Here is a 22,535-nt window from a genome sequence, read left to right as displayed (position 1 = left end):
GCCTGTTCAACAGCCCAAAGCGGAAATGCCAACATGTCTGATTTGAAAACAGCCGCTCTCGAATACCATGCGAATCCTCGTCCGGGTAAGCTGAGTGTCGAGCTCACCAAGCCCACCGCAACTGCGCGCGATCTGTCCCTGGCCTATAGCCCAGGTGTCGCTGAGCCTGTGCGCGAAATCGCGCGTGACCCGGAGCTGGCGTACCGCTACACCGGCAAAGGCAACCTGGTGGCAGTGATTTCCGACGGCACCGCTATTCTCGGCCTGGGCGACCTGGGCCCGCTGGCTTCCAAGCCGGTGATGGAAGGTAAGGGCGTGCTGTTCAAGCGTTTTGCCGGCATCGATGTATTCGATATCGAAGTCGAGTCTGAAAGCCCGCAGGCATTTATCGACACCGTACGCCGCATCTCGATCACCTTCGGTGGCATCAACCTGGAAGACATCAAGGCACCCGAGTGCTTTGAAATTGAACGCACGCTGATCGAACAGTGCGACATTCCAGTGTTCCACGATGACCAGCACGGCACCGCGATCGTGACTGCGGCCGGCATGCTCAACGCCCTGGAAATCGCCGGTAAAACACTGCCAGAGGCCAAAATTGTGTGCCTGGGTGCTGGCGCAGCCGCAATCTCCTGCATGAGGCTGCTGGTGAGCATGGGCGCCAAGGTCGAGAACATCTTTATGATCGACCGCAAAGGCGTGATCCACGCTGGTCGCGATGACCTCAATCAGTACAAAGCTGTGTTCGCCAGCGAAACCACCAAGCGCACCATGGCTGATGCCCTGGACGGTGCCGATGTTTTCGTCGGCCTGTCGGGTGCCAACCTGCTGGCTGCTGAAGACCTCAAGCGCATGGCGCCTAATCCGATTGTGTTCGCCTGCTCCAACCCTGACCCGGAAATCAAACCGGAGCTGGCGCGCGAAGTGCGCAGCGATGTGATCATGGCCACCGGTCGTTCTGACTACCCGAACCAGGTCAACAACGTACTGGGCTTCCCGTTCATCTTCCGCGGTGCGCTGGACGTTCGCGCGACCCGTATCAACGAGGAAATGAAGATCGCCGCAGCCTTGGCGTTGCGTGATCTGGCCAAGCTGCCGGTGCCCCAGGAAGTCTGTGACGCTTACGGCGGCATTGCCCTGTCGTTCGGTCGCGAGTACATCATTCCGAAGCCGATGGACCCACGCCTGATCACTGTGGTCTGCGATGCTGTGGCCAAGGCCGCGATTGAAAGCGGTGTGGCGACTCTGCCGTATCCGAAGCATTACCCGCTGCAGTCGGTAAACGACGTGTTCAACGGCTAATCGCTGAGCGCTAGCGCAATAAAAAACCCGCTAAGGCGGGTTTTTTATTGGCGCGATTTCCGATTTGCTAAGCCGCTGCTTAAGGCGTCGAGTGGCTTAGAACAGGTCGATCGGCGCCAATTCGTCAGCGGGTAGCGGGCTACCCGGGATGTAGGTGCCCGGCTCAAACTCACCCATGGGCGGTGGTGAGTCCTCACTTTTGAACAGCTCGAAATAGGCTTCCGGTGTATCCGGTGTAGCGGCGCGACCGCTGTGGGGATCGATACGCAGGGTCAGCAAACCTTCGGGTTCGGCCAGTAGATGGCTTGGCTTGTCCTTCAGGGCAGCAGCCATGTAGCTCATCCAGATCGGCAGGGCTACAGTGCCGCCATACTCATTGCGACCCAGGCTTTCCGGTTGATCAAAGCCGGCCCAGACCGTGGTGATGTAGTCGGCGTTATAACCAGAGAACCAGCTGTCTTTTGATTCGTTGGTGGTGCCAGTTTTGCCTGCCAGGTCATCACGGCCCAAGGCCATGGCGCGGCGCCCCGTACCGCGTTTGATCACATCTTGAAGCATGCTGGTCATGATGTAGGCGGTGCGCCCATCAATGATCTGCTCGGCAAGTACCGGCTCAGGCGGCAGAGGCTGGTCGCCGGTGCTGAGTTGTATCGTGCTGTTTTGTTCTGCGCGCTGAGCGATCCCAGTAGGTGTTTGCGCTGGGTTGGCGTTGAACAGCTGTTTGCCAGTGCGATCCTCAATCTGTTCGATCAAGTAGGGCTCGGTCTTATAGCCGCCGCTGGCAAACACGCTCCAGCCTTCGGCGATTTCCATTGGGGTCAGACTTGCGGTGCCAAGCGCCAATGACAGGTTGGGCGGCAGGTCCTTTTTGTCAAAACCAAAACGCTCGATATAGCTCAAGGTGCTGGCAATGCCGAGGTCTTGCAGCAGGCGAATCGATACGAGGTTGCGTGAGCGGTACAAGGCTTCGCGTAGGCGGATCGGACCCAGGAAGGTGTTGTTGTCATTCTTCGGTCGCCAAACCTGCGACAGCGCGTCATCGGCGAACACAATTGGCGCGTCATTCACCAGGGTGGCGGCGGTGTAGCCTTTATCCAGCGCGGCGCTGTACACGAAGGGTTTGAAGCTCGAGCCGGGTTGGCGCTTGGCCTGGGCGGCACGGTTGTAGTTGCTCTGCTCAAAAGAAAATCCGCCCACCAAGGCGCGGATGGCACCGTTGTTCGGGTCCAGGGAAACAAGAGCGCTTTGTGCTGCGGGGAGCTGAACGAAGCGCAGGCTTCCATCATCCTGAGGCTGCACACGAATCAGGTCGCCTATCTGGCTGACATCCGCAGGCTGCTGTGGGCGTGGACCAAGGCTGTTGGTGTTAAGGAATGGTCGCGCCCACTTCATGCTGTCCCAAGCCACGGCGTGTTCTTCGCCGTTACGCAGCAGGACCATAATTCCGCTTTTCTCTACGCCGGTAACAATGGCCGGTTCCAGGCCGCCGAGAGAGGTCTGCTTGCTCAGTTCGGTTAACCAATTTTCTTTGGTCATGCCGGGTAGTCGGCTTTCTGGTCCGCGATAGCCGTGGCGCTGGTCGTATGTGATCAAGCCTTCGCGTACGGCCGTATTGGCCGCCAGCTGCAGATCGCTCGGTACCGTGGTGGTGACATTAAAGCCTTCGGTGTAGGCCTCGCTGCCGTAGCGCCCGACCATCTCAGCTCGCGCCATTTCGGCTATGTAAGGCGCTACCAGCTCGGGCGTTGGCACGTGGTAACTGACATTGATCGGCTCGGCGAGCGCCTCTTTGTAGCGCTGCTGGTCAATGCGACCCAGGCTGAACATGCGCCCGAGAATCCAGTCGCGGCGCTCAAGGGCGCGTGTCGGGTTGACTAGCGGGTTGAAGCGCGAAGGCGCTTTAGGCAGTCCGGCAATCATGGCCATCTGTGAAAGAGTGACATCGCGAATGGACTTACCGTAATACACCTGAGCGGCTGCTTCGATGCCGTAGGCGCGATTACCGAGGTAAATCTTATTCACGTAAAGTTCAAGAATTTCGTTCTTACTAAGCTCTCGCTCAATTTGCAGAGCTAGAAGTATCTCGTTGATCTTGCGTGAGAAACTTCTTTCACTGGTCAGGAAGAAGTTCTTTGCTACCTGCATGGTGATGGTGCTGCCACCACTCTGGATTTGGCCGCTTTTTAAGATTTGCGTCGCAGCGCGCATCAGGCTGGTCAGGTCGACGCCATAATGATTGGCAAAGTTGTCGTCTTCGGCTGCCAGCAGCGCGCTGATGAAGTCTTGGGGAATGTCTTCGAAGGCGATGGGCGAGCGGCGCATTTCACCAAACTCGGCAATCAGCTTGGCGTCGCTGCTATAGACGCGCAGGGGAATCTGCAGCTGAATACTGCGCAATGATTCGACGGATGGAAGGCTGGGGCTAAGATAGAGGAAGGCACCGCTGAAACTGAGTACCAGACCACAAAAAGCGGCGAGGCTAGACCAGCAAAAAAAACGCAAAAGACGCATCAAGATTTTTGGATTTCCAGATAAAAGAACGGGTTAAGCGAAACACAAGGTTAAAAGAGAAAAACTGATCACATTATAAGCGGTTTTTTTGCCGGGTAGCCATTTGCGCTTCTGTCAAGACTGTTATTTAATGTGAAAAAACATAAATAGTCCGTAAGTCGCGGATGCCAATAGGAAATCGGTCGTGCTAGGGCTCTTCAATAAGAAAGCGAATACGCTACTCGGGATCGATATCAGTTCGACCTCCGTCAAGCTCCTCGAATTGAGCCGCTCCGGAAGCCGCTACAAGGTAGAGGCTTACGCAGTTGAACCGCTCCCGCCAAACGCGGTGGTCGAAAAAAACATCGCCGAGCTGGAAGGTGTGGGTCAGGCCCTTTCACGTGTGCTAGCGAAGGCTAAGAGCGGTGTAAAAACTGTCGCCGTCGCGGTTGCCGGGTCTGCAGTTATTACCAAGACCATCGAAATGGAAGCCGGGCTTTCTGATGATGAGCTCGAAAACCAACTGAAGATCGAAGCCGACCAGTATATCCCCTACCCCTTAGAAGAAGTTGCCATCGATTTCGAGGTGCAGGGCGCATCCCCGCGTAATGCCGATCGAGTTGAGGTGCTGCTCGCAGCATGTCGCAAAGAGAACGTCGAGGTTCGTGAGGCCGCTCTTGCGCTTGCTGGTCTCACCGCCAAAGTGGTTGATGTCGAGGCTTATGCCCTGGAACGCGCCTACGGTTTGTTGATTGACCAATTGGGTGGTGGTCGGGATGAGCTGACCGTAGCCGTTGTAGACATTGGCGCCACCATGACCACGCTCAGTGTTCTCCACAACGGCCGCACCATCTACACCCGCGAGCAACTGTTTGGTGGCAAGCAGTTGACCGAGGAGATTCAGCGTCGTTACGGCTTGTCAGTTGAAGAGGCAGGCCTTGCCAAGAAGCAAGGCGGCTTACCGGATGACTACGACAGCGAAGTGTTGCAGCCTTTTAAAGAAGCCGTGGTGCAACAAGTCGCTCGATCGCTGCAGTTCTTTTTCGCTGCAGGCCAGTTCAATGATGTCGACTACATCCTGTTGGCAGGCGGTACTGCCTCGATTCCAGACCTTGATCGTTTGATTCAGCAAAAAATTGGTACTCAGACATTGGTCGCTAACCCATTCGCTGAAATGGCGTTGAGTGGAAAGGTCAATGCTGGCGCGCTCGCCAGTGATGCGCCAGCCTTGATGATTGCCTGTGGTCTGGCAATGAGGAGTTTCGACTAATGGCGCGGATTAACCTTTTACCTTGGCGCGAGCAGCTGCGCGAAGAGCGCAAGCAGCGCTTTCTAGTAACACTTGCTGGTGTGTTTATCGTAGCAGCAGGGGCTGTATTTCTTGGGGATCAATATCTTAACGGGGCTATTGAGCAACAAGATGCTCGGAATGAGTTTGTCCGTAAGGAAATTGCTGTTCTGGATGCGCGCATTAAAGAAATTAGTGAGCTGAAAACTCGTCGTCAGCAGCTTCTTGAGCGGATGAAGATTATTCAGGATTTACAAGGTAATCGGCCTATTATTGGTCGTGTCTTTGATCAGTTGGTTAGAACACTGCCTGATGGTGTGCATTTCACTGCCGTAAAAATGGCTGCTAAGAATATCTCAATTGTTGGCGCGGCTGAATCTAACAATCGTGTATCGAATCTGATGCGAAATTTAGACGCTTCAGAGTGGCTAACAGCGCCGAATCTAACTGAGGTTAAGTCTGTGACGGCCGGGGCGGTTGATCAGGCCAATGTGTTTCAGCTAAGTGTGCAGCAGACCCAGCCTGCGCTTGCTCCCGAGGAGGCTAAGCAATGAGCCTTAATGATTCTTTAGAAAGCCTGCGTCAGATTGATCTAAGTGATCTTGATTTTAATAATGTTGGCTCGTGGCCAGCAGCAGTAAAGTTTATATCAGGAATTCTTCTGTTCATGATTGTTGTTGCACTGGGTTACAATTTCCACCTTAAAGATTTGCAAGTCCAGTTAGAGACTAAGCATGCAGAGGAAATTACTCTTAAAGAGCAGTTCTCAACGAAAGCCTTTCAAGCTGCAAACTTAGATGCTTATAAGAATCAGATGCAAGAGATGGAGGTTTCGTTTGGGGCTCTGTTAAAACAGCTCCCAAGTGATACTGAGGTCCCTGGCCTGCTTGAGGATATTACGCGGACAGGGTTGGGTAGTGGCTTAGAGTTTGAAGAAATTAAGCTTTTACCTGAGGTTGCTCAGCAATTTTATATTGAGCTGCCAATTCAGGTGAAGGTTGTTGGTAGTTACCATGACCTAGCAACCTTTGTTAGTGGTGTTGCTAGTCTTCCGCGGATAGTTACTCTTCATGATTTTGATTTGGCGCCAGCGGTTGCTGGTAGTTCATCTAAGTTGAGAATGAATATACTTGCAAAAACCTATCGATATAATGATAAAGGAGGCCAGCAATGAGCTTTCGTTTGTTGTTAATTTTTATTTTATTTTTTGGCATTGCCGGTTGCGGAGCCAGTAGTGATTTTACTGACTTGCAGTCTTTTATGGAGGAGATTCGTGCGCGACCTAAGGGTGAGATCGAGCCGTTGCCAAAATTTCAAGTATACGAGAGTTTTACTTATGGTGCCGCATCATTAAGGAGTCCATTTCAACCGCCCGTTACATTGGAGCTCATTGCAAAGCAGAAAGGGGGCGAGGATGTAAGGCCTGATGAGGCTCGCACGAAACAGTTTCTCGAAGGTTTCAATATCGAAGTGTTTGACATGGTTGGTGTGCTGTCTAATTCAAGCGGATTTTTTGCCTTGATAAGCGGTGCTGGTGGTGTACATAGGGTCAAAGTCGGTGACTACCTCGGGCGAAATCATGGGCGTATTCAGGCTTTAGATGAGTCTAGAATTGAAGTCATTGAGATAGTTCCAGATGGTGAAGGTGGTTGGTTAGAGCGGCCGCGCAGCTTATCCCTTAAGGAGCGCTCTTAATTAAGGGTGTGATGACTATGAAAAAAATAATCAATTTGCTCGGCGGAATAATATTATGAGTAATCAGTTCTCTATTTTTGGTCTCCCGCTCATTGCAGTGATTTTCACTGGTTCTAGTTTTGCTGCGAATTTACAGACTTTGGATGTTGCGGCATTGCCGGGAGACAGGGTTGAACTGAAGCTCACCTTTGATGAGCCGGTTCTAGCTCCACGCGGATATACTATCGAGCAGCCTGCTCGAATCGCCTTAGATTTGCCTGGGGTGTCAAATAAGCTGGGTGCGAAAAACCGCGAGCTAGGCGTAGGTAATGCTCGTAGTGTAACTGTAGTTGAGGCCAAAGATCGGACTCGTTTAATAGTTAATCTTACAACTCTGGAACCATATAGTACACGTGCCGAAGGGAATAATTTATATGTTGTCGTCGGCGAACGTTCTAGTGCTGTTGCGCCAGTTTTGAGTACTGCTCGATCAGATTCAATGCCGCAGAAAGATAAGTATGAATCAATTAGTAAGGGAATAAACAGTATAGATTTCCAGCGAGGTGATCAGGGGGAAGGTAATATTATTATCGGCCTTGCGGACTCAGCTATTAGCCCTGATATTCAGGATCAGGGCGGAAAAATTAAGTTGAAGTTCTCTAAGGCTGAAATTCCGGAAGCTTTGAGGGTAAAGCTGGATGTAAAAGATTTTGCTACGCCTGTTCAGTTTGTTAGTTCTTCTGAGGTCGGTGGAGATGCTGTTATAGTTATCGAGCCTGTTGGTTTTTATGACTACCTAGCTTATCAGGCTGATAATAAGCTAACTATAAGTGTAAAGCCATTGAGTCAGAGCGATGTTGAGCAGCAAAAGAAAGAGAGTTTTGCCTACAGTGGCGAAAAGCTCTCTTTGAATTTTCAAGATATCGATGTTCGCTCAGTGCTGCAGTTGATCGCTGATTTTACTGACCTCAATCTGGTTGCTAGTGATACTGTGTCTGGAAATATCACATTGCGTTTGCAAAACGTTCCTTGGGATCAAGCACTTGATCTCGTTTTGAAAACTAAAGGTCTTGATAAGCGTAAAGTGGGTAACGTCTTGATGGTCGCGCCAGCGGACGAGATCGCGGCGCGCGAACGGCAGGAGTTAGAAGCTCAGAAACAAGTGGCTGAGTTAGCTCCGCTCCGTAAAGATGTTATTCAACTGAATTATGCGAAGGCATCTGATATAGCGAAAATATATGAGGATAACGATTCGCAAGGAACACTTAAGGATGATATGCGCGGTTCTGTTATTTTCGACGACAGAACAAATACCCTTATTGTTACGCTTACTCAAGAAAGGATCGATGAGCTTCGTCGTATTGTTACTCAGCTAGATATTCCGGTCCGTCAAGTTATGATCGAGGCGCGTATAGTTGAGGCCAATGTGGATTTTGATAAGTCACTCGGTGTCCGTTGGGGTGGTAATTTTTGGACTGGTGATAAGTGGAATGCCTGGGGCAAGGATGGAGATTTAGGTGTTGAGGAGAATGATGAAGGCGGTACGGTTGGGCGTTTTCCAGGCCTCAGGACTTCCCCAGTGAATAGTCCTTTTGTTGACTTGGGGGCTGCGGCGGCGACAAGCGGGTTTGGTATCGGTTTTGTTACAGATAACGTTATTTTGGATCTTCAGTTGAGCGCTATGGAAAAAACGGGCTCTGGCGAGGTCGTCTCCCAGCCTAAAGTTGTTACAGCAGACAAGGAGACAGCAAAGATTTTGAAAGGTTCTGAAGTGCCTTATCAGGAGGCCAGTTCCAGCGGTGCAACAAGTACATCTTTTAAGCAAGCCGCTCTATCTCTTGAGGTTACGCCCCAAATTACGCCAGATAATCGCGTAATAATTGAGGTTAAGGTAACTAAAGACGCGCCTGATTTTTCGCAAGCTGCAGCAACAGGCGGTGTGCCATCAATCAATAAAAATGAGGTTAATGCTAAGGTTCTTGTTGCTGATGGTGAAACAATTGTAATTGGCGGTGTTTTTTCTAATACTCAGTCTAAATCGGTAGATAAGGTTCCGTTCTTGGGAGATCTTCCATATTTAGGTCGCCTCTTCCGGCGCGACTTGGTGCAGGATAAAAAGTCTGAGCTACTTATATTTCTGACTCCTCGCATTATGAACAATCAAACCATCGCGGTGAGTCGCTGATTCAGTGCGGAATTTGATTCTTGTTGGCCCGATGGGTGCTGGTAAAAGCACCATCGGGCGTTTGCTTGCTAAAGAGTTGCGGTTGCCGTTCAAAGACTCTGATAAAGAGATTGAGCAGCGTACGGGCGCAGATATTCCCTGGATCTTTGATGTTGAAGGTGAGCAGGGATTTCGTGAGCGTGAGCAGGCGGTGATCGCAGACCTTTGCGATGTCGATGGTATGGTGCTTGCCACCGGCGGCGGTGCGGTAATGCGTGCTGAAAACCGTGTTGCCCTTAGGCGCGGTGGACATGTGGTCTATCTGCATGCGTCTGTCGAGCAGCAGGTGGATCGCACTTCACGTGATCGTAATCGTCCACTGTTGCGGGCGGCGGATCCGGGTAAGGTTCTGGCTGATCTGTTGGCAGTTCGTGATCCGCTTTACCGTGAAATCGCCGACGTAGTGGTCGAAACTGACGAGCGTGCCCCTCGTCTGGTGGTACAAGAGATCCTTGAGCGTCTTGAGGCGCTTTCTCCCCGTTAAAGCGCAGGCTGAACTGCGCTATCCTAGGCCTCTTTGAAACTTGGGGGCTCTATGCAAACTCTTCATGTCGATCTTGGTGAGCGCAGCTACCCGATCTATATCGGGGGCGAGCTATTGGCTCGTGATGATGTGTTGGCGGCCCACATTGTTGGTCGTCAAGTCGCGATCGTAACCAATGAGACAGTTGCTCCCCTATATCTAGCCGCGCTTGAACGCTCGCTTACTGGTTTTGCCGTAACTTCTGTGGTTTTGCCTGATGGCGAAAGTTACAAAACCTGGGAAACCCTGCAGCTGATTTTTGACGGGTTGCTAGGTGCACGGCATGACCGGCGCACGACCGTGATTGCTCTAGGGGGCGGCGTAATTGGTGATATGGCGGGGTTTGCGGCGTCGTGTTACCAGCGCGGTGTCAATTTCATTCAGGTACCAACAACATTGCTGTCTCAGGTCGATTCGTCGGTTGGCGGCAAAACCGGCATCAACCACCCGTTGGGTAAGAATATGGTGGGTGCCTTTTACCAGCCGCAAGCTGTGTTGATCGATACTGCTACGCTCGCTACCTTGCCCGCTCGAGAATTGTCAGCCGGTTTGGCTGAGGTGATTAAGTACGGTTTGATCTGTGATGAGCCCTTCCTGTCCTGGCTTGAGGCGCATATGCCAGCATTGCGCGCGCTAGATCAGGAGGCCCTGACTGCTGCAATTGCTCATTCCTGCGCGGCCAAAGCCCGTGTGGTTGCGGCGGATGAGCGTGAGTCAGGTGTGCGCGCTACGTTGAATCTTGGGCACACCTTCGGCCATGCCATCGAGACGCACCAAGGCTATGGTTCGTGGCTGCATGGTGAGGCGGTGGCGGCGGGTACTGTCATGGCGTTGGATATGTCTGAGCGGTTGGGCTGGATTAGCAAGCCCGAACGCGAGCGTGCTGTTCGGTTGTTTATGGCTGCAGGGTTGCCGGTTGTTCCACCTGAGGATATGACGCCTGAGGATTTTATGGAGCATATGGCGGTCGACAAGAAAGTCCTTGATGGCAAGCTGCGTCTGGTGTTGTTGCGTGGTTTGGGTGAGGCGGTTGTAACCGGTGATTTTCCCCGGGAAATTTTGAATGCCACGCTGAACGCAGACTATGCGGCGCAGCTGGCTCAGCTTAAAAATTAACGAGTGTCCCATGACAAGTCTGCATGCTGACGAGGCGTTTCTCGATCATTACCACTTCACCCATGACCCTTTCGCTTCGAGGGTGCCGGGGTTCAAGTTTTTCCCTGCCCAGCGCAAGCCAGTGCTGGGTCAGTTGCACCATCTGGCGCGTTACAGTCAGTTGTTGCTGGTGGTCAGTGGGCCGGAAGGCAGTGGCAAGACCCTGCTCCGCCAGGCGCTGGTAGCGAGTACCAATAAGCAGGCAGTGCAGAGTGTTGTGGTGTCAGCCAAGGGCGCTTCGGATCCCGCGAGCATTTTGCGTCAGGTCGCGCAGGGGTTGCAGGTGCAGCGGCCAGAGCTGCCGGCCATTCTTGCACAGGTTGGGCAATTAGCGCTGACCGGGCAGGAGGTCTATGTGCTGGTGGATGATGCTGAAGACCTCAGTGATGCGGCCTTGACCAGCTTGCTGAGTCTGGCGGTTGGCAATGCGGAGGGGCGCCCGCATGTTTTTCTGTTTGCTGATTCGCAGCTGCTGCCGCGGCTTGAGCGTGTGGCTGCGGGTGATGAGTGCTTTCATGTCATCGAGTTGCAGCCCTATAGCGAGGATGAGACGCGCGAGTATCTGGCTCAGCGTCTTGAGGGTGCGGGGCAGGGCATTGAGGTGTTGAGTGATGACCAGGTTGCCGATATTCATGAGCAATCTTCCGGCTGGCCGGGCGTAATCAATCAGGTTGCGCGTGAGTCGCTGGTTGAGGCGATGTTGGCGCAGCGTGGTGCGGCAAGTCGTGGTGGTTTTTCCTTCAGTTTGCCGCGCAAGCATTTGCTGGCCCTTTGTGTGGTGGCGATCGGCGTGCTGGCTGCCTGGTTTATGCAAGGTCGGGTGGTTGAGGATATTGATGCGCCGGTGATTGCACAGTTGCCACTCGGTGAAACTCCTCTGTCTGCCGTGGTTGCGGAGTCGGGCGCGACAGCTGCTCCGGCGGTTGCGCCGGCGATTCAATTTGAGGGTGCCAATCAGCCACTTCCGCTGCCTTTGGTAGGCGAAGCGCAGCCGGTGATTCGTGAGCCTTTGGCGCAGGCCGCCGGTTTGAGTGGCGCTGAAGAAGCTGACGCTGCGGGCGTGTCAGGCGTTGCGGATATCGCGCCTGAGCCGGCAGTGTCAGCAAGTGTTCCGGTGGCGCCTGTGGTGCCTGAACCGGTTAAGGTGGCACCTGTGGTTGCTCCGCCTGCTGCGCCTGTGGTCAAACCGGTTGCGCCAGTGGTCACAGCGGCGCCGTCGCCAGCAAAGCCGAAAGCTCCGCCCCCTGCGGCCAAGCCGGCGGCTGGTGGTGATTGGTATGCTGCGCAGACGGGCTCGCGTTATACCCTGCAGATTCTCGGTGCGCGTTTAGAGAGCGGTGCTCAGGCGTTTGTAAAAGCCAACGGTGCGGATTACCACTATTTCAAGAAGCAGCATCAGGGTAAGCCGCTGTACGTGGTCACCTATGGCAGCTTTGCCACGCGTGATGCGGCGCAAGCGGCCTTGCGTACCCTGCCTGCGAAGGTGCAGGCTGGTAAGCCCTGGCCGCGTAACTTCGCCGGGATTCAGCAAGAGATTGCTCAGGCGCGCTAGTTGATACACTTCAGCGCTTGCGCTGACCGGTCGGTCGCTACCACGACCTTCCGGTCTTATCCTTCGTTTTCGCGACATATTTTTTCAAGGCTTCGTCACTAAGATTTGTGACGGCTTAGGTGGGTATGTACAATAACTGCCCTTTCGCCTGCGCAAAGCTGGGGTTTAGTCCTGCGCGCATGGTAAGTGGTTGAATTAGAAAGTAATTGCCTTGTGATAGGCCGTCTGGTGAGAGTCCCTATGAAAGCAGGTTTGTACCGTCCTGATGAGTTCAAGGATAACTGCGGCTTCGGCCTTATCGCCCATATGCAGGGTGAGGCTAGCCATCACCTGCTGCAGACCGCGATTGAAGCCCTGACATGCATGACCCACCGTGGCGGGATCAACGCCGACGGTAAGACCGGTGACGGTTGCGGTCTGCTGATCCAGAAGCCTGATGCTTTCCTGCGGGCCATGGCCCAGCAGCACTTTGCCGCCGAGCTGCCTAAGCAGTACGCCGTCGGCATGGTGTTCCTCAACCAAGATCCAGTGAAGGCTGAAGCGGCCCGCGAAAACATGAATCGCGAGATTCTCGCTGCCGGCCTGAGCCTGGTCGGCTGGCGCAAAGTGCCAATCGACACCAGCGTACTTGGCCGCTTAGCGCTTGAGCGTCTGCCACAGATCGAGCAGGTGTTTATCGGCGGCGAAGGTCTGTCCGATCAGGAGTTTGCGATCAAGCTGTTCAGCGCCCGTCGTCGCTCCTCGGTGGCCAACGCCGCTGACAGCGATCACTACATCTGCAGCTTTTCGCACAAGACCATCATCTACAAAGGCCTGATGATGCCGGCCGACCTGCAGCAGTTCTACCCGGACCTGGGTGACGAGCGTTTGCAGACCGCCATTTGCGTATTCCACCAGCGCTTCTCCACCAACACCTTGCCGAAGTGGCCGCTGGCTCAGCCGTTCCGCTTCTTGGCGCACAACGGTGAAATCAACACCATCACCGGCAACCGTAACTGGGCGCAGGCGCGCCGTATGAAGTTCGCCAACGACCAGATCTTCGATCTCGAAGAACTCGGCCCGCTGGTCAACCGCGTGGGTTCCGACTCCTCGAGCATGGACAACATGCTTGAGCTGATGGTTACCGGCGGCATCGACCTGTTCCGCGGCGTGCGTATGATCATTCCGCCTGCGTGGCAGAACGTTGAAACCATGGACGCCGACCTGCGCGCGTTCTACGAATACAACTCCATGCACATGGAGCCCTGGGATGGTCCGGCCGGTGTGGTACTCACCGATGGCCGCCATGCCGTGTGCCTGCTCGACCGTAACGGCCTGCGTCCTGCGCGCTGGGTCACCACCAAGAACGGCTACATCACCCTGGCCTCGGAAATCGGCGTGTGGAACTACGCACCCGAGGACGTCTTGGCCAAGGGCCGCGTAGGCCCTGGGCAAATCCTGGCGGTGGACACCGAAACCGGGCAGATCCTCGGCAGCGACGATATCGACAACCGTCTGAAGTCGCGCCATCCCTACAAGCAGTGGATGCGCAAGAGTGCCCAGCGCATTCAGGCGACCCTGGAAGACCGCGACCATGGTTCGGCGTTCTACGACGTCGACCAGCTCAAGCAGTACATGAAGATGTACCAGGTCACCTTCGAGGAGCGTGATCAGGTGCTGCGTCCACTGGGCGAACAAGGCCAGGAAGCAGTAGGCTCCATGGGCGATGACACGCCGATGGCCGTGCTCAGCCAGCGCGTGCGCTCGCCGTACGACTATTTCCGTCAGCAGTTCGCTCAGGTTACCAACCCGCCGATCGACCCGCTGCGTGAAGCCATCGTCATGTCGTTGGAGATCTGCCTCGGTGCCGAGCGCAATATCTTCGAAGAGTCGCCAGAGCATGCTGCGCGGGTGATTCTCAGCAGCCCGGTGATTTCACCAGCCAAGTGGCGCGCCTTGATGAACCTGGATCGCCCAGGTTTCGAGCGTCAGCTGATCGATATGAACTACGACGAGTCGATTGGCCTGGAAGCTGCTGTGCGCAACATGGCCGATCAGGCTGAAGAAGCGGTGCGTGCCGGTAAGGTGCTGCTGGTTCTGTCTGACCGCCACATTGCTCCAGGCAAGCTGCCGGCTCACGCCTCGCTGGTCACCGGTGCGATTCACCACCGCCTGACCGAAAAAGGTCTGCGTTGCGACTGCAACATCCTGGTCGAGACTGCGACTGCCCGCGATCCGCATCACTATGCGGTGCTGCTCGGCTTTGGCGCGTCGGCCGTTTACCCGTTCTTGGCTTACGAAGTGCTGGGCGACTTGATCCGCACTGGCGAAGTGCTGGGCGATCTGTATGAAGTGTTCAAGCACTACCGCAAAGGCATCTCCAAAGGCCTGCTGAAGATCCTGTCGAAGATGGGTATCTCCACTGTTGCTTCTTATCGTGGTGCGCAGCTGTTTGAAGCAGTCGGCCTGGCCGATGACGTTACCGAGCTGTGCTTCCGTGGTGTGGCCAGCCGCATCAAGGGCGCGCGCTTCGTCGATATCGAAAACGAGCAGAAGCTGCTCGCGGCCGAAGCCTGGAACGCGCGCAAGTCGATCCAGCAAGGCGGCCTGCTCAAGTTCGTTTACGGCGGCGAGTACCACGCCTACAACCCGGATGTGGTCAACACCCTGCAGGCGGCTGTGCAGCAGGGCAGCTACGAGAAATTCAAGGAATACACCACGCTGGTCGACACCCGTCCGGTGTCGATGCTGCGCGACCTGCTGAAACTGAAGCTGGCAGACCAGCCAATCGCACTGGATCAGGTTGAGCCGCTGGGCGAGATTCTCAAGCGTTTTGACTCGGCAGGTATCTCGCTGGGTGCATTGTCGCCTGAGGCGCACGAAGCCATTGCCGAGGCGATGAACCGTCTGGGCGCGCGCTCCAACTCCGGTGAGGGCGGTGAAGACCCGGCCCGTTACGGCACCGTGCGCAGCTCGAAGATCAAGCAAGTGGCAACCGGCCGTTTCGGTGTAACCCCGGAATATCTGGTCAACGCCGAAGTGCTGCAGATCAAGGTTGCTCAGGGCGCCAAGCCCGGTGAGGGCGGCCAGCTGCCGGGCGGCAAGGTCAACGGTCTGATCGCCAAGCTGCGTTACGCAGTGCCGGGCGTGACCCTGATTTCGCCACCGCCGCACCATGACATCTATTCCATCGAAGACCTGGCGCAGCTGATCTATGACCTCAAGCAGGTCAACCCGGTCGCTCTGGTGTCGGTCAAGCTGGTGGCGGAAGCCGGTGTCGGCACCATCGCCGCCGGTGTGGCCAAGGCCTATGCCGACCTGATTACCATCTCCGGTTACGACGGTGGTACCGGCGCATCGCCGCTGACCTCGATCAAGTACGCCGGTGCGCCGTGGGAACTCGGCCTGGCCGAAACCCATCAGACCCTGCGCGGTAACGACCTGCGCGGCAAGGTGCGGGTACAGACCGACGGAGGCCTGAAAACCGGCCTCGACGTGATCAAGGCGGCTATCCTCGGCGCCGAAAGCTTCGGCTTCGGTACTGCGCCGATGATCGCTCTGGGCTGTAAATACCTGCGCATCTGTCACCTGAACAACTGCGCCACCGGCGTGGCCACGCAGAACGACAAGCTGCGCAAGGATCACTTCATCGGCACCGTCGAAATGGTGATGAACTTCTTCACCTATGTCGCCGAAGAAACCCGTGAGTGGCTGGCCAAGCTGGGTGTTCGCAGCTTGGAAGAGTTGATCGGGCGTACCGATCTGCTGGAAATGCTGCCGGGCGAAACCGCCAAGCAGGGTCATCTTGACCTGACGCCGCTGCTCGGCAGCGACCACATCCCGGCTGACAAGCCGCAGTTCTGCCTGGTTGATCGCAATCCGCCGTTCGACGAAGGCCTGCTGGCCGAGAAGATGGTCGAGCTGGTCAAGCCGGCGATTGAGGCAGCCAGCGGTGCTGAGATTGATCTGGAAATCTGCAACTGTGACCGTTCCATCGGTGCCCGTGTCTCCGGCGAAATCGCCCGCAAACACGGCAACCAGGGCATGGCCAAGGCGCCGATCACCTTCCGCTTCAAGGGCACTGCGGGCCAGAGCTTCGGTGTGTGGAACGCCGGTGGTCTGAACCTTTACCTGGAAGGCGACGCCAACGACTACGTCGGCAAGGGCATGACCGGCGGCAAGCTGGTGATCACCCCGCCGAAAGGCAGCCCGTTCAAGACCCAGGACAGTGCCATCATCGGCAACACCTGTCTGTACGGCGCCACTGGCGGCAAGCTGTTCGCAGCCGGTACTGCGGGCGAGCGTTTCGCCGTACGTAACTCCGGTGCGCACACCGTGGTTGAAGGCACGGGCGACCATTGCTGCGAATACATGACCGGCGGCTTTGTCTGCGTACTGGGCAAAACCGGCTACAACTTCGGCTCCGGCATGACTGGCGGTTTCGCCTACGTGCTGGATCTGGATAACAGCTTCTACGACCGCGTTAACCACGAGCTGGTGGAAATTCAGCGGATCAACAATGAGTCGATGGAGGCTTACCGTAGCCACCTGGAACGCGTGCTCGCCGAGTACGTCCAGGAAACATCGAGTGAGTGGGGCGCGACCCTGCTGGAAAACCTGGACGACTACCTGCGCAAGTTCTGGCTGGTCAAACCGAAGGCGGCAAGCCTGAAGTCGTTGCTCTCCAGCACCCGTGCCAACCCGCAATAAGAATGCGCCTGAAGTGGTTTGATGAGGTATTGCAATGACTGAACGTCTGAATAACGACTTCCAGTTCATCGAAGTCGGGCGCAAAGACCCGAAGAAGAAACTGTTGCGTCAGCGTAAGAAAGAGTTCGTCGAGATCTACGACAACTTCAAGCCTGCGCAAGCGGCCGACCAGGCGCATCGTTGCCTGGGCTGCGGCAACCCCTATTGCGAATGGAAGTGCCCGGTGCACAACTTCATTCCCAACTGGCTCAAGCTGGTGTCCGAGGGCAACATCCTCGCCGCCGCCGAACTGTCGCACCAGACCAACACACTGCCGGAAGTCTGCGGCCGCGTGTGTCCGCAGGACCGTCTGTGCGAGGGTGCTTGCACCCTGAATGACGGCTTCGGCGCGGTGACCATCGGCTCGGTGGAGAAGTACATCACCGACACGGCCTTCGCCATGGGCTGGCGTCCGGATATGTCGCGCGTGGTGCCAACCGGCAAGCGCGTCGCCGTCATCGGTGCCGGTCCGGCTGGCCTGGGCTGCGCCGACGTCCTGGTGCGCAACGGTGTGACCCCGGTGGTATTCGACAAGAACCCGGAAATCGGCGGCCTGCTGACCTTCGGTATTCCCGAGTTCAAGTTGGAGAAGAGCGTGCTGAGCAATCGCCGCGAAGTCTTCACCGGCATGGGCGTCGAGTTCCGCCTGAACACCGAGATCGGCACAGACATCACCATGCAGCAGCTGCTGGATGAATACGATGCTGTGTTTATGGGCATGGGCACCTACACCTATATGAAGGGCGGCCTCCCTGGTGAAGACCTGCCGGGCGTCACCGATGCGCTGGATTTCCTGATCGCCAACGTCAACCGCAACCTCGGTTTCGAGAAGAATGCGGAAGACTTTATCGACATGAAGGGCAAGCGTATCGTCGTGCTCGGCGGCGGCGACACCGCGATGGACTGCAACCGTACCTCGATTCGCCAGGGCGCCAAGTCGGTTACCTGCGCCTATCGCCGCGACGAAGAGAACATGCCGGGCTCGCGCAAGGAAGTGAAGAACGCCAAGGAAGAAGGGGTGAAATTCCTCTTCAACCGTCAGCCCATCGCCATCGTTGGTGAAGGCAAGGTTGAGGGCGTGAAAGTGGTCGAGACCCGTCTCGGCGAGCCGGATGCCCGTGGCCGTCGCAGCCCTGAGCCGATTCCGGGCTCCGAGGAAATCATCCCGGCGGAAGCCGTGCTGATCGCCTTCGGTTTCCGTCCAAGCCCGGCTGCCTGGTTCAGCGATTTCACGATCGAAACCGACAGCCAAGGCCGCGTCGTAGCGCCGGAGCAGAGCCAGTTCAAGCACCAGACCAGCAACCCGAAGATCTTCGCCGGTGGCGATATGGTTCGCGGTTCTGACCTGGTGGTGACGGCAATCTTCGAAGGCAGGAACGCCGCCGAAGGCATCCTCGACTACCTCGGCGTCTAAGCTACTGCGCTCGGCCATGCTGCGTTGAAAGCAGGCTCGGAATGCTCATGTACAACTCGTACACTCCGCTTCCTAGCCTGCTTCCGCCTTGCCTGACCTTCGCTCGTAACGCTTAGAGTTAAGAGTTGGGGCGAGGCAAATCGTCGCAATAGATAAAAGGCACGGCACTCGCCGTGCCTTTTGTTTTGCGCTCTGCGAAAATGCCCGCACTTTTTTACCGATTACTTTTCTCGGGAACTGCCATGACCGCCCTGAAGAACGACCGCTTCCTTCGTGCTCTGCTCAAGCAGCCTGTCGACGTCACCCCAGTGTGGATGATGCGCCAGGCCGGTCGTTACCTGCCTGAGTACCGCGCCACCCGCGCCAAGGCGGGTGACTTCGTCAAGCTGATGAAGAACCCGGAGCTGGCCTGCGAGGTCACCATCCAGCCGCTGGACCGCTACCCGCAGCTCGATGCGGCGATTCTGTTCTCTGACATCCTGACCATCCCCGACGCCATGGGCCAGGGCCTGTATTTTGAAACCGGCGAAGGCCCGCGTTTCAAGAAAGTCATCAGCAGCATGGCTGATATCGAAGCGCTGCCGATCCCCGATCCAGAGCAGGATCTGGGTTATGTGATGGACGCCGTGCGCACCATTCGCCGTGAGTTGAATGGCCGCGTGCCATTGATCGGTTTTACCGGCAGCCCCTGGACCCTGGCCACCTATATGGTTGAAGGCGGCTCAAGCAAGGACTTCCGCAAGTCCAAGGCCATGCTCTACGACAACCCGCAGGCCATGCACGCGTTGCTCGACAAGTTGGCGCAGTCGGTGACCGCCTACCTCAATGGGCAGATCAAGGCCGGCGCACAGGCGGTGCAGATTTTCGATTCCTGGGGCGGTTCGCTGTCAGCGGCGGCGTATCAGGAGTTCTCCCTGGCCTATATGCAGAAGATCATCGACGGGCTGATCCGCGAGCACGATGGTCGCCGCGTGCCGGTGATTCTGTTCACCAAGGGCGGCGGCCTATGGCTGGAGTCGATGGCGGATAGCGGTGCCGAAGCGCTGGGCCTGGACTGGACCTGCGATATCGGCAGCGCCCGTGCCCGTGTCGGCAACAAGGTGGCGCTGCAGGGCAACATGGACCCGAGCGTGCTGTACGCCAACCCGGCGGCAATCCGCGCTGAAGTCGGGCGTATTCTCGCGGCTTATGGTCATGGCAGTGGTCAGGTGTTCAACCTTGGCCACGGCATCACCCCGGAAGTCGATCCTGAGCATGCGCGTGCCTTCTTCGAAGCGGTGCATGAGTTGTCTGGGCAGTACCATCAGTAAGCCCTGCACAAAACAAAGGCCGCTCATGCGGCCTTTGTTTTATCTGCGTGTTGCTCAGGGCTTACGCAAATCGCGTACGGCCTTTACCAGCGCCAGCTGTTCGGCTTCGCTGAGCGTATCGGCGTAGCCGGGCATGGCGCCGGGACCGTCCTGAATGGCTTCGAGGATGTCGCTGTCGCTGTTGTTGTCCTGCCATTTGACCTTGCTCAGGTTCTGCGCAAAGTACAACCAGCCGCGCAAGGTGTTGGCGCGGCCGTCTTCGGCGTGGCATTTGGCGCAGTGCTGGCGATACAGGTGCTGGCCGTCCACGTCGGCGAGTGCGGGCAGGCTGGCGCTCAACGCCAATACGATGAACAGGCCGAGCCGTACGGGCTTATTTGACATTGGCCAGGTTTCCTTTGAGGGCGACGCCCGCCATGATCGCGCCAGCGTGGCATTCATACTTCTGGCTGTCCTTGTACTCGACGTTCTTGTAGTTGCTGGCCAGGTCGACCACGGCATTGGCACCGGCCGCTTTAGCCGCGTTCTGGAAGCGGATCAGCGCGGACTGCAGGGCCCAGCTGCAGGCGGCTTCATCGCTCTTGTTGAAGGCGTTGGTCTTCTGGCTGGTGGTGACGCCAGACTTGACCACGCTGACCGCGCCAGCTGGTTTGTTGCCAGCCAGGTAGAACTTCACGCTGCCGTCTAGGCGGCCAGCGTTGAGGGCTTCCTGCACGACAGTCTCGAATGGCAGAAAGTGGGTGGTGTCACGGGCTTGGCTGACGGCAGGGAACAGGCTGATGCAGGCTGCTGCGAGAATCCAGGTTTTGGCGTTCATGGGTCGCTCCTTTTTATGAGGTTTTTCTGGGAACTGCTTTGTGTTGCGCAAAAAGAGGTTGCTGCCGTAGCCAGTGTAATCCAGCTGCTTTTTAGCTCCAGCGTTTGAAGATCAGCGACGTATTCACTCCGCCAAAAGCGAAGTTGTTGTTCATCACGTACTGGTGGCTCATCTGGCGGAATTCACCGCGCAGGTAGTCCAGTTCGCCGCAGGCCGGATCGACCGCATCCAGATTCAGGGTCGGCACATAGCTGTCTGAGTTCATCATTTCGATACTGAACCAGGACTCCAGCGCGCCACAGGCGCCCAGGGTGTGGCCGAAGTAGCTCTTCTGCGAGCTGATCGGCATCTGGCTGCCGAACAGTTCCTGGGTCGCCAGGGTTTCCGCGACATCACCCTGGTCGGTGGCAGTGCCGTGGCCGTTGACGTAACCGATGGCGGAGGGTTGTAAACCGGCATCCTGCAGCGCCAGCTCCATTGCTCCGCGCATAGTCGCCTGCACCGGTTTGGTAGCGTGCTGGCCGTCTGAGTTGCAGCCAAAGCCGACGATTTCTGCATGGATGGTCGCACCACGGGCCAAGGCGTGCTCCAGTTCTTCGAGTACCAGAATGCCGGCGCCTTCACCGATCACCAGACCATCGCGGCCGCTGTCGTAGGGACGCGGCGAAGTGTGCGGGGCATCGTTTTTCAGGCTGGTGGCATAAAGCGCATCGAAGACCATGGCTTCGGTGGGGCAGAGTTCCTCGGCGCCGCCGGCGAGCATCATCGGCAGGCGGCCAAACTTGATCGCTTCATAGGCGTAGCCGATGCCCTGGCTGCCGCTGGTGCACGCGCTGGACGTCGGGATCAGGCGACCCTTGAGGCCGAAGAAGATGCTGATATTGGCCGCCGTGGTGTGCGGCATCATACGGATGTAGGAGTTGGCATTCAGGCCGTCGGCCACCGAGTTGAGCAGCATATTGCCGAATGCCTTGATCTCGTCGGTGCTGCCGGTGGAGGAGCCGCAGGCCACGCCCATCCGACCGTCTTGAATGCGTTCGTCGCCGAGCAGGCCGGCATGCTCCAGTGCACGTTCGGCGGCGTATACCACCAGTTTGGAGACGCGGCCCATGCTGCGGGTCTGCTTGCGGTTCCAGTGCTTGGGTTGCACGAAATCATCCACCGGGCCGCCGAGGCGGGTGTTCAGCTCACTGAACCTGTCCCACTCGTGCATATAGCGGATACCGCTCTTACCGGCCTTGAAGTTCGCCTCAATCGTCGGCCAGTCGCTGCCCAGCGAGGTCACGCCGGCCATACCGGTGACTACCACCCGTTTGCATCCGCTCATCAGCACAACCCACCATTCACCGCGAGGACCTGGCGGGTAATGTAGGCCGCCTCCTCGGACATCAGAAAATTCACCGCGCCGGCCACTTCTTCCGGGGTGCCCATGCGCTGCGCGGGGACCATCTTGAGGATTTCCTCGATTGGCACATCGGCATCGAGGATTTCGGTATCGATCAGCCCGGGTGCGACGCAGTTGACCGTGATCTTGCGCTTGCCCAGCTCGATGGCCAAGGCCTTGGCCGCGCCGATGATGCCGGCCTTGGAGGCGCTGTAATTGACCTGGCCGCGGTTGCCAATCAGCCCGGACACTGAGGTGATGCAGACGATACGCCCGGCCTTGCGCCGCCGCACCATGGGCATGGTCAGCGGGTGCAGCACGTTATAGAAACCGTCCAGGTTGGTGCGCATGACGATGTCCCAGTCGTCCTCGCTCAGCGCTGGGAAAGCGCCGTCGCGGGTCAACCCTGCATTACACACCACGCCGTAATACGCGCCGTGCTGTTCGACATCGGCCTCCAGCGCCGTGCGGCAGGCGGCGCGGTCGGAAACATCGAATTGCAGGATGCGCGCCTGCTGACCCAGCGCTTCAATCTGTGCCTGCACCGCTTCGGCTTCATCGCGGCGGGCGCGGCAATGCAGCACGATGTCATAGCCGCTTTTGGCCAGGCGCAAGGCAATCGCCCGGCCGATGCCACGGCTGGAGCCGGTTACCAGAATGGTTTCGCGCAGGGC

17 protein-coding genes are annotated in these 22,535 nt (G+C 56.7%); 12 read left to right on the top strand and 5 right to left on the bottom strand.

Annotated features, from left to right (window positions below):
• Nucleotides 1-33 precede the first annotated feature (33 nt).
• The gene (locus tag BLO50_RS06375; RefSeq protein WP_090249976.1) at nt 34-1,302 is read left to right on the top strand and encodes a malic enzyme-like NAD(P)-binding protein; all 1,269 of its coding nucleotides are present in this window, start codon (nt 34-36) and stop codon (nt 1,300-1,302) included.
• A 96-nt stretch (nt 1,303-1,398) separates the two neighbouring features.
• On the opposite strand, the gene BLO50_RS06370 is transcribed toward BLO50_RS06375, so the two are convergent.
• The gene (locus BLO50_RS06370; protein WP_420875444.1) at nt 1,399-3,813 is read right to left on the bottom strand and encodes a penicillin-binding protein 1A; all 2,415 of its coding nucleotides are present in this window, start codon (nt 3,811-3,813) and stop codon (nt 1,399-1,401) included.
• Between the two features lie 184 nt (nt 3,814-3,997).
• Here BLO50_RS06370 and BLO50_RS06365 point away from each other — a divergent pair, with 184 nt between their 5' ends.
• The 11 genes from BLO50_RS06365 (at nt 3,998) to hemE (ending at nt 19,660) form a co-directional block, all read left to right on the top strand.
• Nucleotides 3,998-5,062: a pilus assembly protein PilM gene (locus BLO50_RS06365; protein ID WP_090249972.1), complete on the top strand. Its 1,065-nt coding sequence runs from the start codon at nt 3,998-4,000 to the stop codon at nt 5,060-5,062.
• Complete coding sequence (locus tag BLO50_RS06360) at nt 5,062-5,634, top strand: PilN domain-containing protein (protein ID WP_090249970.1); 573 nt, start codon at nt 5,062-5,064, stop codon at nt 5,632-5,634. Before BLO50_RS06365 ends, BLO50_RS06360 begins: the two co-directional genes overlap by 1 nt.
• Nucleotides 5,631-6,254: a type 4a pilus biogenesis protein PilO gene (gene pilO / locus BLO50_RS06355; protein WP_090249968.1), complete on the top strand. Its 624-nt coding sequence runs from the start codon at nt 5,631-5,633 to the stop codon at nt 6,252-6,254. The genes BLO50_RS06360 and pilO overlap by 4 nt, the downstream gene beginning before the upstream one ends.
• The gene (locus tag BLO50_RS06350; protein ID WP_090249965.1) at nt 6,251-6,775 is read left to right on the top strand and encodes a pilus assembly protein PilP; all 525 of its coding nucleotides are present in this window, start codon (nt 6,251-6,253) and stop codon (nt 6,773-6,775) included. The genes pilO and BLO50_RS06350 overlap by 4 nt, the downstream gene beginning before the upstream one ends.
• Nucleotides 6,776-6,830: 55 nt before the next feature.
• Nucleotides 6,831-8,939, top strand: a complete 2,109-nt coding sequence (locus BLO50_RS06345) for a type IV pilus secretin PilQ (protein ID WP_090249963.1) — start codon at nt 6,831-6,833, stop codon at nt 8,937-8,939.
• Nucleotides 8,940-8,943: 4 nt separating this feature from the next.
• Complete coding sequence (gene aroK / locus BLO50_RS21985; RefSeq protein WP_090249960.1) at nt 8,944-9,462, top strand: shikimate kinase AroK; 519 nt, start codon at nt 8,944-8,946, stop codon at nt 9,460-9,462.
• Nucleotides 9,463-9,513: 51 nt separating this feature from the next.
• Nucleotides 9,514-10,617 carry a 3-dehydroquinate synthase gene (aroB, locus tag BLO50_RS06335; RefSeq protein ID WP_090249958.1) on the top strand — a complete coding sequence of 368 codons (1,104 nt, stop codon included), beginning with the start codon at nt 9,514-9,516 and terminating at the stop codon, nt 10,615-10,617.
• 10 nt (nt 10,618-10,627) lie between these two features.
• A complete protein-coding gene (locus tag BLO50_RS06330) occupies nt 10,628-12,208 on the top strand; it encodes an AAA family ATPase (protein ID WP_090249955.1) in 1,581 nt (526 codons plus the stop codon).
• 240 nt (nt 12,209-12,448) lie between these two features.
• Nucleotides 12,449-16,897, top strand: coding sequence for a glutamate synthase large subunit (gene gltB, locus BLO50_RS06325; RefSeq protein ID WP_090249953.1), 4,449 nt, complete (start codon nt 12,449-12,451; stop codon nt 16,895-16,897).
• Between the two features lie 34 nt (nt 16,898-16,931).
• Complete coding sequence (locus tag BLO50_RS06320) at nt 16,932-18,350, top strand: FAD-dependent oxidoreductase (RefSeq protein WP_090249950.1); 1,419 nt, start codon at nt 16,932-16,934, stop codon at nt 18,348-18,350.
• Nucleotides 18,351-18,592: 242 nt separating this feature from the next.
• On the top strand, nt 18,593-19,660 hold the full coding sequence (gene hemE, locus BLO50_RS06315; RefSeq protein WP_090249948.1) for a uroporphyrinogen decarboxylase: 1,068 nt from the start codon (nt 18,593-18,595) through the stop codon (nt 19,658-19,660).
• Nucleotides 19,661-19,714: 54 nt separating this feature from the next.
• On the opposite strand, the gene BLO50_RS06310 is transcribed toward hemE, so the two are convergent.
• The 4 genes from BLO50_RS06310 to fabG all read right to left on the bottom strand — a co-directional run bounded on the left by BLO50_RS06310 (nt 19,715) and on the right by fabG (nt 22,532).
• Nucleotides 19,715-20,044 (bottom strand): c-type cytochrome, encoded by a 330-nt coding sequence (locus tag BLO50_RS06310; RefSeq protein WP_167354437.1) that lies wholly within the window; start codon nt 20,042-20,044, stop codon nt 19,715-19,717.
• A complete protein-coding gene (locus BLO50_RS06305; RefSeq protein WP_090249943.1) occupies nt 20,034-20,477 on the bottom strand; it encodes an excinuclease in 444 nt (147 codons plus the stop codon). Before BLO50_RS06305 ends, BLO50_RS06310 begins: the two co-directional genes overlap by 11 nt.
• A gap of 91 nt (nt 20,478-20,568) precedes the next feature.
• The gene (locus BLO50_RS06300; RefSeq protein ID WP_090249939.1) at nt 20,569-21,804 is read right to left on the bottom strand and encodes a beta-ketoacyl-ACP synthase; all 1,236 of its coding nucleotides are present in this window, start codon (nt 21,802-21,804) and stop codon (nt 20,569-20,571) included.
• A complete protein-coding gene (gene fabG, locus BLO50_RS06295; RefSeq protein WP_090251308.1) occupies nt 21,804-22,532 on the bottom strand; it encodes a 3-oxoacyl-ACP reductase FabG in 729 nt (242 codons plus the stop codon). The genes BLO50_RS06300 and fabG overlap by 1 nt, the downstream gene beginning before the upstream one ends.
• Between the last annotated feature and the right edge of the window lie 3 nt (nt 22,533-22,535).

Origin of the sequence: Pseudomonas peli (assembly GCF_900099645.1) — a bacterium.
In the GTDB taxonomy this organism is placed as follows: Bacteria; Pseudomonadota; Gammaproteobacteria; order Pseudomonadales; family Pseudomonadaceae; genus Aquipseudomonas; species Aquipseudomonas peli.
This window is presented reverse-complemented; position numbering and strand designations above follow the sequence as displayed.